At 30.2% G+C, this 16,074-nt stretch carries 13 protein-coding genes; 1 reads left to right on the top strand and 12 read right to left on the bottom strand.

The features are described from left to right. Nucleotides 1-424: 424 nt before the first annotated feature. From BUA48_RS05710 to BUA48_RS05685, 6 genes are read right to left on the bottom strand one after another with little or no spacing between them, the layout of a single operon-like run. A complete protein-coding gene (locus BUA48_RS05710) occupies nucleotides 425-1,984 on the bottom strand; it encodes an aldehyde ferredoxin oxidoreductase N-terminal domain-containing protein (RefSeq protein WP_072830985.1) in 1,560 nt (519 codons plus the stop codon). Then, entirely contained in the window at nucleotides 1,977-2,741 is a 765-nt protein-coding gene (locus tag BUA48_RS05705; RefSeq protein WP_072830983.1) for an ABC transporter ATP-binding protein, read from the bottom strand. The genes BUA48_RS05710 and BUA48_RS05705 overlap by 8 nt, the downstream gene beginning before the upstream one ends. A gap of 8 nt (nucleotides 2,742-2,749) precedes the next feature. After that, on the bottom strand, nucleotides 2,750-3,391 hold the full coding sequence (locus BUA48_RS05700) for an ATP-binding cassette domain-containing protein (protein ID WP_072830981.1): 642 nt from the start codon (nucleotides 3,389-3,391) through the stop codon (nucleotides 2,750-2,752). 3 nt (nucleotides 3,392-3,394) lie between these two features. Continuing rightward, a complete protein-coding gene (locus BUA48_RS05695; protein ID WP_072830979.1) occupies nucleotides 3,395-4,177 on the bottom strand; it encodes an ABC transporter permease in 783 nt (260 codons plus the stop codon). Nucleotides 4,178-4,179: 2 nt separating this feature from the next. Then, the gene (locus BUA48_RS05690; RefSeq protein ID WP_072830977.1) at nucleotides 4,180-5,136 is read right to left on the bottom strand and encodes an ABC transporter permease; all 957 of its coding nucleotides are present in this window, start codon (nucleotides 5,134-5,136) and stop codon (nucleotides 4,180-4,182) included. Continuing rightward, nucleotides 5,136-6,764 carry an ABC transporter substrate-binding protein gene (locus BUA48_RS05685; protein WP_072830975.1) on the bottom strand — a complete coding sequence of 543 codons (1,629 nt, stop codon included), beginning with the start codon at nucleotides 6,762-6,764 and terminating at the stop codon, nucleotides 5,136-5,138. Before BUA48_RS05685 ends, BUA48_RS05690 begins: the two co-directional genes overlap by 1 nt. A gap of 484 nt (nucleotides 6,765-7,248) precedes the next feature. Between BUA48_RS05685 and BUA48_RS05680 the strand changes: the two genes are divergently transcribed. Then, a complete protein-coding gene (locus BUA48_RS05680) occupies nucleotides 7,249-9,243 on the top strand; it encodes a S9 family peptidase (protein ID WP_072830973.1) in 1,995 nt (664 codons plus the stop codon). A 131-nt stretch (nucleotides 9,244-9,374) separates the two neighbouring features. On the opposite strand, the gene BUA48_RS15550 is transcribed toward BUA48_RS05680, so the two are convergent. The 6 genes from BUA48_RS15550 to BUA48_RS15350 form a co-directional block, all read right to left on the bottom strand. Beyond that, nucleotides 9,375-9,521: a hypothetical protein gene (locus BUA48_RS15550; protein WP_178138952.1), complete on the bottom strand. Its 147-nt coding sequence runs from the start codon at nucleotides 9,519-9,521 to the stop codon at nucleotides 9,375-9,377. Nucleotides 9,522-9,576: 55 nt separating this feature from the next. Beyond that, complete coding sequence (locus BUA48_RS15255; RefSeq protein ID WP_084666104.1) at nucleotides 9,577-11,409, bottom strand: ABC transporter ATP-binding protein; 1,833 nt, start codon at nucleotides 11,407-11,409, stop codon at nucleotides 9,577-9,579. After that, nucleotides 11,402-13,246 (bottom strand): ABC transporter ATP-binding protein, encoded by a 1,845-nt coding sequence (locus tag BUA48_RS05670; protein ID WP_072830971.1) that lies wholly within the window; start codon nucleotides 13,244-13,246, stop codon nucleotides 11,402-11,404. Before BUA48_RS05670 ends, BUA48_RS15255 begins: the two co-directional genes overlap by 8 nt. 123 nt (nucleotides 13,247-13,369) lie before the next feature. Beyond that, the gene (locus BUA48_RS05665; protein ID WP_072830969.1) at nucleotides 13,370-14,044 is read right to left on the bottom strand and encodes a sensor histidine kinase; all 675 of its coding nucleotides are present in this window, start codon (nucleotides 14,042-14,044) and stop codon (nucleotides 13,370-13,372) included. 27 nt (nucleotides 14,045-14,071) lie between these two features. Continuing rightward, nucleotides 14,072-14,815, bottom strand: coding sequence for a LytR/AlgR family response regulator transcription factor (locus BUA48_RS05660; RefSeq protein WP_072830967.1), 744 nt, complete (start codon nucleotides 14,813-14,815; stop codon nucleotides 14,072-14,074). Nucleotides 14,816-14,933: 118 nt separating this feature from the next. Continuing rightward, entirely contained in the window at nucleotides 14,934-15,932 is a 999-nt protein-coding gene (locus BUA48_RS15350; protein ID WP_143147668.1) for a GNAT family N-acetyltransferase, read from the bottom strand. Between the last annotated feature and the right edge of the window lie 142 nt (nucleotides 15,933-16,074).

The following is a 16,074-nucleotide window of genomic DNA, read 5'->3' as shown; positions in this document are numbered from 1 at the left end:
ACTTATTAATTTAACCGTATAATTAGCTGTTTCTATTAAAGTAAATATTAGCTCATACTTAGAATTTTTCTTTAAAATATTAAAAAATAAAAAATAATGTAGGGATTTTAATATCCTTTACTTTATTCCTGCAAATGAAAATTTAAAGACAGGATAAACTTAAATTAATTTATAAATTTAAGTTTCCTAATAAAATAAAAAAAGACTTAAATTTAGCTCTTTAAAGCTATTTTAAGTCTTTTAAAATCTTATAGATTTAAAATTTCTCTCTGTATTTTTAATTCCTTAAGTCATATTTTTATGTATAAAATTGTTCAATCACTTTCTTTGGCAAATTTCAATAACAAATTGCACTAATTTAAGTATATGCCTTAAATGTACTTAGAGTTGATATATTTTATCTAAGTACGATTTCATTTTATTTTTATTCATTTATCTTATTATCAAAGTATCTATATAAAACCTTAACAAACTCTGGAATTGTTTTTTCTACTGATACTCCCTTAGCTTTAGCTTCATAGCTTAATTCCTTTTCTAAGCAACTTAAACTATATTTTATTATCTCTTCACCAGTACATTTTCCACCTGTCTTAGCGTGATATAGTTCAGTTATAATCTCTAATGCATCTTTGTTATCTATTAGTGCAAAGGATGAAAACAAACAAAATCCTAAATTTTCTAGAGTTATTATTTCACCATATAATAATTCTAAATCGCTTATTTCAGGGAATTTATCCTTATTTATAAGTTTAACATTAAAGTTTCCTTCTTCTCTTGTAGATGGTCTAGATACCATAGGTTTAAGCTCTTTTTTCTCTTTATATAAACTATATATTCCCTCTGTTCTACTTCCTACAACTCTTCCCACTATGCTCAAGTTTTTTATCTCTTCCAATAATCCATTTAATACTTCTTTTGTTCCTTCTATGTTTTCAGCTTTTAAATATAACGCACATGCAAAGATAAGCTCTGTTGAATCTAAACCTAACTCAAAAGCCTTATTATTAAACTCTGAAGTAAATTTCATATCATCTATATTAAAACATTGTTTTAAAGCTGCATAGGCTTCACTTTCAGCCGGAGATGAAAAAATACTATTTTCATCTTTGCAATGTCTATTTAAACATCCTATTACACAAATAGGTGAGCAAGTTCTGTTTATCTTATTTTCTAATATAGTTGTGTTTGCTTTCTTTTTTATTTTTTCTATTTTTATATTTCTTCCAGCTTTAAGCATCTTCATTAAAGTTATTGACCCATATCCAGGCAAAGCAGTTCCACATACAGGATCACTCACCATTAGTTTTCCTAATCTTTTAGCTGAAATTTCTAAACTCTCTTGATCAAAAACCTCTGCCTTAAAATAACTTTCCTCTGCAACCACAATGCTCTTAATTCCTTTAACTCCAAAAACATCTCCAACTCCACCTCTACTACAGTAGTAAACCGGATCACCCTCTGGATATGTACTAAATAAAGTACTTAAAGGAAGTAATGCTTCTCCACTAGGACCTATTCCTATAATTGATGCATCCTTTCCATAGATTTTTCTCATAACTTCAATACTTTTTGAAACTTCAGCACCTTTTAAGTCCTCAGAGGATATTATCTCAATTCCCTTATGACTTATAATCAAACTACATAGTCCCTCTTCATAATTGCCTTTTATAACTACAGCAGCTATATTAAGTGATGCAATTCTTTGAGCTATTGACCCTGACATGTTATTTATTTGAGCACCCTTTTCTTTATGCTTCTTAGTAGCTACTACAAGTCTACCAGTAGTTGGTATATATGTCCCAGTAAATAATCCCGGTGCCATAATCACCGCATTTTCAGAATCATATCTATCCACCTGTGGTGCAACATACTTCTCCATTAAATCAACAGCAAGTCCTCTTCCATAATGTTTATAAGCTTTCACATCATAATTTATAGCTTCAACACTTTTATTACTCAAATCTACAACATAAATTTTATTCATTTTCTATCCCCCTCAAAAATCTATAGCTTTCAATTAGCTTCTTACTATAATCACTTTTACAATTTATTTGGAACTCCTTAAAACCTAAATCCTCAACTACAACTCCATCTTTAATAACAATAATTCTATTCCATGGATCCTTCTGAAAATCTACCTCATGGACAATTGATAAGATCGTTACCCCTTGACTTTTTCTTATATTTTCAAAGGCCTTTAGGACTTCCTCACTACTCCCCTCATCAAGCATAGATGTACACTCATCAGCTATGATTATCTTAGGCATAGGAATCAACGCTCTTGCTATAGAAACCTTTTGTCTTTGACCACCACTTAAATTCTCTATTTTCTTATCCATGTAAGAAAGCAGATTTTTATCAACAATTTCTAAGGCCTCTGATGGAGTTAAAGTATTACGTTTATGTCTTTTACATATTCTAATCGGCTCCGTAAGAACTTCATTTACAGTTTTGTTTTCCTCTAAGGCAGCATAAGGATCTTGAAATATATACTGTATATCCGCACAATATTTAAAATCTCTTTTTCTTAAACTTTTAAGCTTTACTCCCTCATATAAAATCTCACCGCTGTTTAAATTCTCTAATCCAATTATAAGTTTAGCTAAAGTGGTTTTTCCCCCTCCACTCTCACCTATAATTGCAACCATATCCCCCTTACTAAAAGCAATATTAATATCCTTTAAAACAAGCCTTTCCCCATAAAACTTATTTACCTTATCTACAACTAAAATCTCCTTCATAGCTCCCCCTAAATGTATATAATCCTATCACATAAATTATTTAAAAACTCCTTATTATGTGAGACTATTACTATAGTTCTACTTCCTCTAATTGACTTTATAAAATCTACAATAGCCCTTAAAGTTATAAAATCTAAAGCTGATGAAGGCTCGTCCAATATAAATATTTCTGGATTTTTAATATATGAAATCAGCATTACAATTCTTTGTTTCATGCCCCCACTAAGCTCATAAGGGTGCTTAAATAATACCTCTTCACTTAAATCTATATTTTTTAATAATTCTATAATTTTATTTTCGTCGTAAGAAATATTATTACATTTCAGTATTAGCTTTACTATCTTGTCTATTCTTAATAATGGATTTAAAGCATCTTGGGAATATTGAGGCATATAACTTATAAATTTATATTTTTCGTGATTCATACTTTGTAAGTCCTGTCCTAAAATATTTCCACAGGAATATTCCCTTTTACCCCTAAAGTCCAAAGCAAAAAGAGAATTTAATAAAGTAGTTTTTCCACATCCACTTTTACCCATAATACCCACTAATTCATTTTTGAATATTTCAATATTTCTGTAATTTATAATCTTACCATCATCATAACTAACCCTATAGTCTATTAACTCTACAACCTTATCACAACTCATAACCTACTCCATTTTATCAAAAGTTAAAAACGCTAAACTCACTATAAATACAATAAGGCACAAAATTGGAGGAATTAAATACCACATATATACTCCATCATAAAATATACCTTCGAAATTCATGGCTGACTTTATCACCTTTCCCCAAGTTTTAACTATAGGATCACCTATACCAAAATATGATAAAGTAGTTTCATAAACAGCTGCCTTACTACACTGAAGTATGAACATAGTTACAACGGTTCCTCTTATGTCATACCAAAGCTTTTTACTTATATCTATAACATTACCCTTCATTAACAATGTATATTTAACCTTGCTTTTATCTTTAACAGCCAAAATTTTAGCTCTTAATATTCTAAATACCTTACCCCAGGAAAAGAATATAATAGCATATAAAGTATTAAGCAAAGAAGGTTTTGCAAAGGCTGCAAAGAATAAAATGATTATTATCTCTGGAATCATAATAAAAACATCACATATTCTCACTAAAATTTTATCTACTATTCCACCCATGATTGTAGATATTAAAGCTAATAAGCTCCCTATTAAAGTACTAAAAACAGCTGATATAAGTGCTATACTTATAGTCACTCTAAATCCGTTCATTACCAAAGAAAGTAAATCATGACCCATTTCATCTGTTCCTAAAATATGCTCATAGGATGGCTTAAGCAACACCTCAAAGCTGAAATCATCAGTGCTATAAGGAGCTATTTTATCACTAAAAATAGCCATTATAATAAATAGCATTAGTACAATAATTGCTTTCTTTTTACCCTTCATAACTAGTACCTCGGAGTGAATTTCTTTAAAATAATCTCAAAAACAAAGTTTACTACAAGACCATAAAATGCAACTAATAACAATATTCCTTGAAGTAAAATATAGTCTCTATTAGATGCAGCTACATTCAATAATTGTCCCATACCAGGATATGAAAATACAGTTTCCACAAAAAGTGACCCTGTAATAACATATATAAACTGTATATTAAGCTTTCCTATAAGCTCTGGAATCATATTTAAAAATATAAAACTTTTAGTTATTTGAGCTTTACCTATGTTCAAATAAGATGCCATCTTAACATAATTTTCATCCTTAATTCTCTTAGCTGAATTATAAGATAAAATATACATAGCAGGTATTTCTCCTATTAACAAAGTTATTAAAGGAAGTACCATATGCTTAAGTACATCAATGTAAAAAGCACCTGTAAAAAACTGAACTCCCACAGTATATGCTCCTGAAGAAGGAAATAATTTAAGTCTATAAGCAAAAATCAGCTGTATTATAATAGCAACTATAAAAGCTGGTATCGCTTGCATAGTAACAATAGACATAACACTATACTTCTTCATTTTCTTACTTAAAGCATGTTTAATACCAAGAGGTATAGCAATAAAGCATGATAGTAATAGAGAAACCATGGACAATAGTATAGTCCATGGCAATCTCCCAACTATTAGCTTTGACACAGGCATTTTATAATAAAAAGAATACCCCAAATCTAAAGTTAAAATATTTTTCAAATATAATAAGAATTGTTCTCCTAAGGGCTTATCAGGAGCATAGTACTCCTTAAAGCTATTAAAAGTTTCCTCTGGTAAGGACAAGTTAAGTACATAGCTATCTGTATCACTTAATGCCAAGGGACTTCCAGGTATTATTCTAGGAAGCAAAAATGTAAATCCCAGTATAAATAACACATATAAAACATACTTAAATTTTTCTAAAAACTTCATTAGTTATTCCATTTCCCCTTTATAAATACTAATTTATTTTGAGTAGTTGGAACAGCTATAGCAACCCCATCCTTAGTGAAAAACCATCCATCTAACTTTGAACTATCATAAGCAAAAGTAATTTTCTTATAATATAAAGTTAAAGTAGGAAGTTCCTCTGCTATAATAGATTGTAGCTTTTCAACCTCTTCATATCTCTTTTTGTTATCTAACTCTTTTAATTGAGATTCAAATAACTTATTAAACTCCTCATTAGACCACTGTTTTCCACCTTGAGTTGTTACCTGTGGTGTTGATCCCTGTGATTTACTTGATACAAATCTTTGTAAAAGAACTGGATCTCCCCCAAAGGAACCATGACCATTTAATGCTAAAGTAAAGTTCCCTTCTTTTATCATTGCATCTAAAGTTTTAGAATCTATAGTTTTAACCTGTAAATCTATACCTATATCTCCAAAATACTTTTTAAGCATTTCAGCTTCAGATACCTTATCCTCTGAAGTTATTAATTCATAAGAAAGATTCTTACCATTATACTCCACAATACCATTTCCATCATTATCCTTAATTCCTATACTAGCTAATAACTCCTTAGACTTCTCAGGATTAAAGTCATAGTTTTTAACCTCTTTAGAGTACCACTCTGAATCTGGATGAATATGTCCTGGATTACCAGCAACAGCACCATTCTTTAAAGCCTTTTGCACATACTCTTCTCTATTTATAGCATGATATAATGCTTGTCTAAATTCTTTCTTATTAAATTCCTCTACATCAAAATTAAAATATAATCTTCCAACCCAGAATCCTGGACCTTCCATTACTTTAAATTTTCCTGCTTCTTTTATTTGTTTAGCTTCACCATATTTCAAATTACTAACAGCATCTAATTCTCCTGCCTCTAAAGCCTCTTTATCATTATTAACTTTGCTTATTATAAGCTTATCAATAACAGGCTCCCCTAAGAAATATTCTTTATTAGCATTAAAAATATAACTTCCAGCTTCTTTATCATAACTTTCTAAAGTTAAAGGACCAGAACCTATTACTGAATCAGCAGTGTTAAACTTCTCAGGTTCAGTTACATTCTCCCAAATATGCTTAGGCATAACAGGAACATTTCCAGCTATATCAGTTATAAAAGGAGCATAAACTTCCTTAAGTTCAATTTCAACTGTATGCTTGTCCTTAACTCTAACCTCTTTAACAGGATCTACAGATACCCATTGATAAGGGTGATCTTTTATGTACTCGAAAGAAAACTTTACATCCTCAGCTGTAAGCTCTTTTCCATCAGTAAACTTAGCTTTATCGTTTAACTTAAAAGTCCAAGTTTTATTATCCTCTGATACCTTCCACTCCTTAGCTAATAATGGTACTACCCCATTTTCATCCTTCCAAGTTAAAGTATCAAAAATGTAACTAGTTAATAAATACCCTCTACCTTTAGATGAAACAGTATAAACAGATGGATACCCTAAATTATCTCCACTCATCCTTAAAACTCTTTCTTCTCTAGGTTTCTCTTCCTTGTTCTTATTCCCCTCTGCTGAAGAATCTGATTTACCACATCCAACTACAGAAATCATCATAAAGCAAACTAATAAAAAACTTACTAATTTCTTCATAAACCCTCCTAATATTCTAAACTTTTCGTATTTTTTCCTACTAAAGTTTAACACAGCACCCTAGTTTATTAAAACTATTTCATATTACTATTGAAACTCTAAATGAATAAAGGTTCATCTATAGAATCTTCTAATAATTGCGAATAAGCTAAATAATTATAAAAATTCAATCTATGTATTATTTTATTATTACTTCACAAAACAGAAGTTAATCTTGATTTTATTACACTCTTTGGTTAAACTTGGATTATATAAGTATAATTTGGATTATATTGCCGTAATAATGTTTCTCTTTTGCATTTATATGTACTATCTTTTTTAAAATTGCACCTTTTAATAATTAAAAATTCTCATACTAACTTAGAATTTAAAACTAAAATTAACTTTTCAAACACTAAAAATAAAGTACTAAAAATCAAATAATAAAAAGGGGGCCTAGGGAGGGTTTGATACTTACAATACATACTCTCACTAAGGATAATAAATGAATATTAATAAAAAAACATATCTAAGTATAGATGAGCTTATTTCATTACCAACTTTACCAGAAATTAATATAAGTAATGATGGTAAAAATGTAGTCTTTGTAAAAAATACAGCTGACTTTGAAAATAATCAATATAAAAGTGACATATGGATATATGAAGAATTTAAGGATGAATCCTATACCTTAACAAATACAGACATAGAAGGTACATCACCTTCATGGTCTCCAGATTCTAAACATATTGCTTACCTTAGTTGTGGACAAATCTTTCTTAAATCAATGGATAACTCTAATATTATTCAAATTACTGATGAGAAAGAAGGAGTCCTTAATTTTAAATGGGAGCCTCAGGGCAAGGGTTTTTATTATGTTGCACCATCAAAGGAATCTGAAGAGCTAAGAAAGCGTAAGGAGATTTATGGGGACTTTAATTATGTAGGCAAGGAGTACCAAAACAATTCTCTATATTATATTGATATAAGCTCTACTATATCAAAGGTTACTACTCAAGATAAGAACATAGAAAATCTTAGTATGACTAATAATGTTAACATGAAAGAAAACACTATGATTCCTTATGAACTAACCAGTAGTAAAGATTTTCATATAACTGCCTTTGATATTTCAAAGGATGGGGAGAAAGCTGCATTTATAGCTACACCAAGTCCTAATGGAGATGATGATCAGAATGGAGAATTATATATACTAAATATTAAATCTAAAAAATTGCACAAGATGAATGGAGATAAGTTATTAAGAGGCAATGTCTGCTTTTCTCCTGATGGTGCTAAAGTATGTTATAAGACAAGTTTAAGAGAAAACACTTACTATAAGACTCACATAGAAAACAGTACATTAGAAATATATAATATTGCCAATGAAGAACAAATCCAGCCTTTAAAAGATTTTGATAGTACCATTACTCCAATAAAATGGACAGATAAAGGTATTTTAATTCTATGGCAAAACAAAACCAACTATATTACTGGTCTGCTATCCGAAAACAGCCATATTCACATGTTAAGTGAAACAAGTGATTGCTTTGTAATAGATGCTTCTATAACAGAGAATGGAACTAACTTTTCATGTATTAAAGCTAAATCAAATGAAACCTTTGAGATCTATTTAAACAATAAAAAAATAACAGATATAAATGATATTTTTAAGGATAAACTTAAAAGCACAAGAAAAGTAATCTCATGGAAAAGCAGCGATTCTCTTGAGATAGAAGGAGTTTTATCAACTCCAGTGGACTTTGATCCTAATAAAAAATACCCTTTATTAGTATTAGTTCATGGTGGCCCAGAGTGGTCTGCTTTCCCGGTCCATTCAGGATGCTTTAATGAAAAATATCCTGTTGAACAATTTATTGAAAAGGGCTTTATAGTTTTAGAACCAAACTACAGAGGAAGTTCAGGATATGGTAATGAATTCTTAAATGCAAACTATAGAAATTTAGGCATTGGTGACTATACTGATCTTATATCTGGTGTAGACTCACTAATTGACAAAGGAATTGTGGATAAAAATAAAGTAGGAGTTATGGGTTGGAGTCAAGGTGGTTATATATCAGCCTTCTGTTCTACTTATAGTAATAGATTTAAAGCTATTTCAGTTGGTGGTGGTGCTAGTGACTGGACAACCTACTATATAAGTACAGATATTCCACACTCTATAAGTATGTTTTTAGGAGATACGCCATGGAATGATCCAGTAATATACGCTAAAACTTCACCAATGACATATATTAAATCAGCCTGCACTCCAACTTTAATTCAACATGGAGAAAGTGATACAGGAGTTCCAGTTATAAATGCATACAAGTTATATCAAGGATTAAAAGATATGAATATTGATAGCGAATTAGTTGTATTTAAAATGGGCTATAGTCCTGAAAACCCTAATGTTACTAAGGCTATTATGAAACAAAATTTAATGTGGTTTTCACACTATATCCTAGGAGAAAGCCTTGAAAATCTTAGAACTTTATAATGTTCCTTAGAATTGTTACTCTAGTATTAATGTTTACATGTATTTTTCTAATATAGCATTTATTTTACAAATCTTATTCCAGTATTAAGATTAAAATATCCTAGTAAAGTATTATAAAAGCTTTACTAGGATTAATTTAATCTCTTTTCTTTAGTTTTTATAAATCTAATAGCTATAAACTCTTTTTCACCATCAACAGTTTTACCAATGAACTCATCAGTTACTTTAAAATCTAAATTTTTATAAAGTCTAATATCTCTCTCATTAAATTTAAGCACCGATAATCCTATGGTACTTAGATTATATTTCTCTTTTGCAACTTATATAATCAAGCTATACATAATACTTTGCCTGAGCATTCCAAAGCTCATAATACTTACCCTCTTCATCACTCAAAAGTTCTTGATGACTGCCATTCTGAATTATGCTACCATTATGAAATACCACAATACTATCACAAAATATGCAAGAAGATAGTCTGTGAGATATATAGATTGCAGTTTTATCTCCTACAACCTTATTAAACCTGGAATATATATCGTATTCTGCCACAGGGTCCATGGCTGCGGTTGGTTCGTCTAATATTATAAAAGGAGAATTTTTATATAATGCTCTAGCTAAAGAAATTTTCTGTGCCTCTCCACCTGAAATTTCCACTCCATTGCCGCTATCAAAATCATTATATAAACATGTTTCAAGACCCTTTTCCATAGAATCAAATCGCTCTTTAAAACCAGCTTTCTCCAATGACTCTATAGCTTTATAGCTATCATACTCACAGTCACAAGATATATTTTGACCCAATGTGAAGGACAAGAGCCTAAAGTCCTGAAATACTACACTAAATATAGACATATACTCTTTGTAATCATAGCTTTTAATATTTACACCATTTAATAAAATTTCTCCCTCTGTAGGATCATAAAGCCTACATAAAAGTTTTATCATAGTAGTTTTTCCACTACCATTCATACCTACCACAGCAAGTTTTTCTCCTACTTTAAATTTGAAAGAAATATTTTTAAGAGAATATACATCGCTAGTAGGATATTTAAAAGACACATTTCTAAATTCTATTTCATAGTCATTATCACCATTATCACAGAAATACATTTTTTCAACCGGAAGCGATCCCTTATGCATTTTGTTAGGATAATTTAAATAATCCAAGGTACTTTGTTGACGATTACAAGTTAGTTTAAATTCAAAGAAAATATCAACACCTAAAGAAAGATTTTCACACATAATGTATATTATACCGGCATATTTAACCATGTTTGCAATGCTTAACCCAGAACTTTTAGCAGCGAAAACCACAGCAAAATATGACCCGCACATGATTAAACCCTTTATCATAGATAGATTTCTAGACTTTAACCCCATATTTCTCTCAAATTTTTTACCATGTTCTCTTGCAAAATTATATTCATTATCAAAAAGACCTTCACATAACTTATTGCCCTCATATATTCTCATATCTTTTCCATTATTGTAACTTAGCCCTTTATCATAAATAATATATGAACTTAATGAAGCTGGGATAGGTTTCTCTAGAAGTTCCCTCATACCCTTCTCTCCCTTTATGCATGTGTAAATAGAAATACCTATACTGAGAAGTATTAATCCAAGAACTATTAATATAAAATAATATGGCTTTCCTGTCATTCCACGCCCACAAAGCAATGGAAAAATAACTATGATTGACATGATTATTTTTAAAACTGCACTTATTAATTCATCATAATACCAATAAAAACTTACTATACCCCAACCCCAATTTCTATCTTGAGCCATCTTATTCTTTATTTCTTGAATTTCAGAACCTTCCAAAGCTTCGTAATCCATATCAAGATTTTTCTCAGTGACTTTGCTATTAAGCTCAGTTTCAGTATGGAAAATACGTGCTGATTTTATCTTTTCAGCATATGAACCACATAACATTAATATGAAGATAGCAAAGATAACTAAAATTACATTCCAAATTATAGTTCTATAAGGTATAGCTGTATCCAAAGCTTCTATACAATATGAGGATAAAAGTAATGCCATTACAGATATCATAGCCACACAAAATGCATGTACCGTTATAGAAATAATACATCTTTTGTCTATATCCCATGCTAATTTGAAAGTATCCCTCATGTTTTTTCCAGCTTCTTTAAACATACTCTTCACACTTCCTCTCAGCTTTATCTTTATAGTACTGACTCTGAAGATCAAACATATTTCTATATTCTCCATGAAGCTCCATTAAAAATTCATGGGTACCCTCTTCACATACTCTACCATTCTTTATAAGTACAATTTTATCGCAAAATCTTGTACTAGATAATCTATGTGAAATGTAAACAGCTGTTTTACCTCCTATGATTTCCCTAAACTTTCTGTATATCTCATCCTCAGCTATTGGATCTAAAGCTGCTGTAGGTTCATCAAATATCATGACTTTTCCATTTTTATATAATGCCCTTGCCATAAGCAGCTTCTGAAGCTGTCCTCCAGAAAGGTTTATACCATCCTCACTAAAATAATTAGTGATATAGGTCTTTATTCCATCCTTATGCTCCATAACCTCGTCATAAAGTCCAACAGTTTTAAGGCATTGATCCACTAGGAAAGTATCTGTATCTTCTAAACATTTCATTGATATATTTTCTGCTATGGTTAGTGGAAGCATAGTTATATCCTGAAATACTACAGAATATAATTTTGATACTGTTTTCCTATCCATCTTATTTATGTTCATACCATTTATGAGAATTTCACCTGAATTCACCTTATAAAAACCGCACATAAGCTTTACAATACTAGTCTTTCCAGCTCCATTTACCCCAACTAATGCTACCTTTGTTCCCGCTTCAATCTTCATACTAAAATTATCAAGTATTTTCGTATTTTTATCATAGGAAAAATTCACATTCTTAAATTCTATAGAAAATTCTTTGTTTTGTTTTAATTCCTTATTGAATTTTTGCTCTATACAACTTATAACTCTACATTCTTCATCTTCATAATCTATATATTGTCTAACATCACTAATCTCACTAGATGCATCCATAAGCTCACTTATATTACTTACCATTTCTGATACAAACCCTGAAAACCCTGTTATAGCCCCAAAATACAAAACAAAATCTCCTACAGATATACTGCCATTACTCACACAAATAATAAGGTATATATATGAAATTCCATCTCTTAAAATAAGTGTTATAGCATTGATAATCTGTGCATTGTATTTTTTCTTCTCAACCTGGCACTGTAACTTATGTTCCTTATTCATAAGTTTTTTCTGAATGTCTAGTATAAAGGCTTTCATAGAATATATCCTAATATCCTTAGCAAAAATATCTTCTTTTACCTTTCTCTGAATATAATAAAGCCTATGACTTATATCAGCCTTTTTATCCCTTTGCTTTATCTCATAGTCTCTAGCAAACTTTAAAGCAAACCAGTTCACTGCAGACATTGAAATACATAAAACTAACACCAAAGGATTTAGAGTAGATATAACACCAGAGTATAAAACAAAACAACTGCCATTGATTATAAACTCTTTACTTGCCCTAAGAACAACAGAAGACCCAGAAACATCACCACGTGCTAAAGCATTACGAGCTCGCTCATACATAGTTTGTCCCTTAGCACTTTCTGCAAATTTATAATCACAGGTAAAGGTCTTTAGAATAATTTTTGTATTAATATAACCCCTCAGCATATTGGTATACATATACTTTCCATCCTGTGTATAACCATGTATAGCATAAACAATAACCATAACTATAGTGAATATTAACATTATCCACATAGTTCTCGAAATATTCTGATTTGCAACAACAATATCAATAGCCATTTTAGGTAAATATACATTAGCCACAGGGATTATTATAGAACATATTACTTCTATTAAAGTAAGATATATTATTTTTTTCATAAATTCATTAGCTTCACCGTAAACATATATTACATTATTAACCATACTGTATTTATTCTTCTTTTTCATTTAACTTCACCCCCTCATGAATTTATTATATATTCTTCTTTAGCAAATTTAGAAACCTATGCATGAAGGGTAAAATATCAGCATAAACGGCAAATATGTCACATGAAATATTCATGTGACATATTATACTTTATTCAATGGAAGCAATATTTCTGTGGCGAAAATTCCACCCTCACTTTGCCTATTTAAATATCCATCATATTTTCTTACAATACTGTCTACAGTCATAAGACCAAAACCATGATTGCTACTATTTTTCGTAGATAAAAATCTATCTCCTCTTCTTTTAAGTTGACTACTCACTGCATTAGCAACAGATATGTATAGTTGTCCCTTTAAAATCCCCATATATATCCTAATTATAGGCTTCTCCACCTTTTCACTTGCTTCTAATGCATTGTCCAAAAGATTTCCAAGGATAGTACATAGGTCCATCTCTGAAATATTAATATTCTCTGGTACCTTCACCATAACCTTTGTCTCAATATTTCTTGAATTTATAAGAGTAAGTTTGCTATTTAATATTGCATCTACCATTATATTTCCCGTTTTTACCACAGTATCTACATTATGAAGTTCATCCTCAAGCTCACAAAGATAATCTGAAACCTTGTCATACTGTCCCAAGGACATATAAGCTTTCATAATCTGCATATGGTTATGATAATCATGACGCCAAACCCGCATCTTAATATACATACTGTTTACTTCATCATAGTGCCTAGTTATTAAATCACTTTGATACTCTTTTATTCTTTTGTCAATGAGTTTATTTGCAATAAAACTAAATATGCCCATGAGTATTACCACCTAAAAACTATAATGTTATTTAACTTCGCTAGTATAATATGAAATAAACTTTTCATTTATTTCTTTATATTTTCTTCTAGAGAGAGGTACTTTATCGCCACTATCAAGAATAACCTCAGTTTTCCTTATACTGTCCATGTATTTTAAATTTACCATGTAAGATCTATGACACAATATGAAATTTACTGATTGCTTACTCAACTTATCCTTAATCTCCCCTAAAGACTCTTTAACAAAATATATATGCTCTTCACAAAACACCTTACATTGATGTCCTATAGCCTCTAGATACATTATACTGTTTAATTTGATTTTTGTAATGCCATCCTCACCATTGAATAACACATAATCCTCTCCATGGGCTTGTTGACTCTTAAGTTTGTCCACAGCTTTTATAAACACATCACAGAATTTATCTTCCTTCACAGGTTTTAAGAGATAATTTAAAGCCTCAACTTCATAGCCCTCTGCCATAAATTCGCTATATCCCGTTATGAATACAATTTGAACGTATGGGTTTACTCTGCGAATCATTCTAGCTAACTCCACACCATTTATTTCTTTCATCTCCACATCTAGAAATATTATATGAAAATCACCTTTATCCTCGTATTTAAACAAAAACTCTTCAGCACTGTAAAATCTACTAATATATATATCCATTGTGCCCTTATACTTTTCCCTTAATTTTCGTACCATATTTTCAAGATAATCTAACTGACTTTTTTCATCATCACAAAGGGCAACATTTATATTCATAGTACTTCCCCCCTATTTGTATAATGCAAGTATACTACAACCAACACCATACATAAAAGGCCTTATCATACATTGATTCAAAATCTACTATAGTACTTAAATAAAGTTTACTTTTTTCTTATAGCTTTTTCTTTAAAAAGTACTGTACTATACCATCAGGATAGTCATCAAGTTTTCCGAAAACTTCATAGCCACATCTTTTATAAAACTCTGGTGCTTGGTAGCTAAGACTACAGGTGTGAGCGAAAATGCAACCATTATCTTTAGCTATTTTCTCTGCCTTTGATATAAGTTCTTTTCCTAGTCCCTTTCCTCTGTATTCCTTATCTATCCACATTATTTCAATATAAAGACAGAAATTAAAGGTATCACATAGTATGGCACCAACAGTTTTATCACCATCTTTTAGATATATATTTATATCAATAGCTGGTTTTTTCAGTAAGCCCTTAGTTCCCTTAGTGTTATGCTCAAAGATTCCTTTTAAAACTATATCAAAATCCTCTTCAGTATGAGTGTTAGTCATTAAAATACCTTGTGCTAACTTATCATGAAAAGCAAGTCCACCATTTTCATAACTACGAGAATTTAATTTATCCTTTAACTTCTCTATAAGCTCATGGATTTCCCAACTAAATACATCAATAAACATATCTTTTTCTTTTACGGTTTGTTTAACTTGTTTAATTACCTTTCCTCCAATATATCTATAAAGCCCATTAGACTCACTGTCATGAAAATTCTTCACTATTAGTGTATCTACTCCATAATCTTCAAACTCAGCTATAATAGTTAGTATTAATTTAAAACTCAGTGCCATTCCACGATATTCTTTTTTTGCATATAAATAATTTAATTCAACACCATGTTCTGCATCTTCTTTTTTAGCTAGACTTCCACCTACATACCCTAAAAATTTCTCTTTATCAAAAGCACCATATATACGTCTAATCTCTTTGCACTCCTTATGATTTATCCAATTTGATAAAAAGCTAAACTCCTTTTCTATTTCTATAGAATTAAGAGGTCTATCCTCTTCAAATTCCTCATTTAAAAAGCTACAATTTAATTCAGCAACCATTAATAATTCTTCATGTTTCAACTCACGTATTATCATATTCTCTCCTTTATAATACAATTGAATTTTAATCTTTGTTTTTACATTTTTGAATTTTATAAATTTTCTAACTTTTTATAATATATAAAGGTGTCACATAGTATAACCCCCAACGGTTTTATCACCATCTCTTAAATGTATA

The sequence above is a fragment of the Clostridium collagenovorans DSM 3089 genome (assembly GCF_900130005.1).
Classification (GTDB): domain Bacteria; phylum Bacillota; class Clostridia; order Clostridiales; family Clostridiaceae; genus Clostridium_D; species Clostridium_D collagenovorans.
Note: the sequence above shows the minus strand (reverse complement) of the source record. Positions and strands in the feature narration are given on the sequence as shown.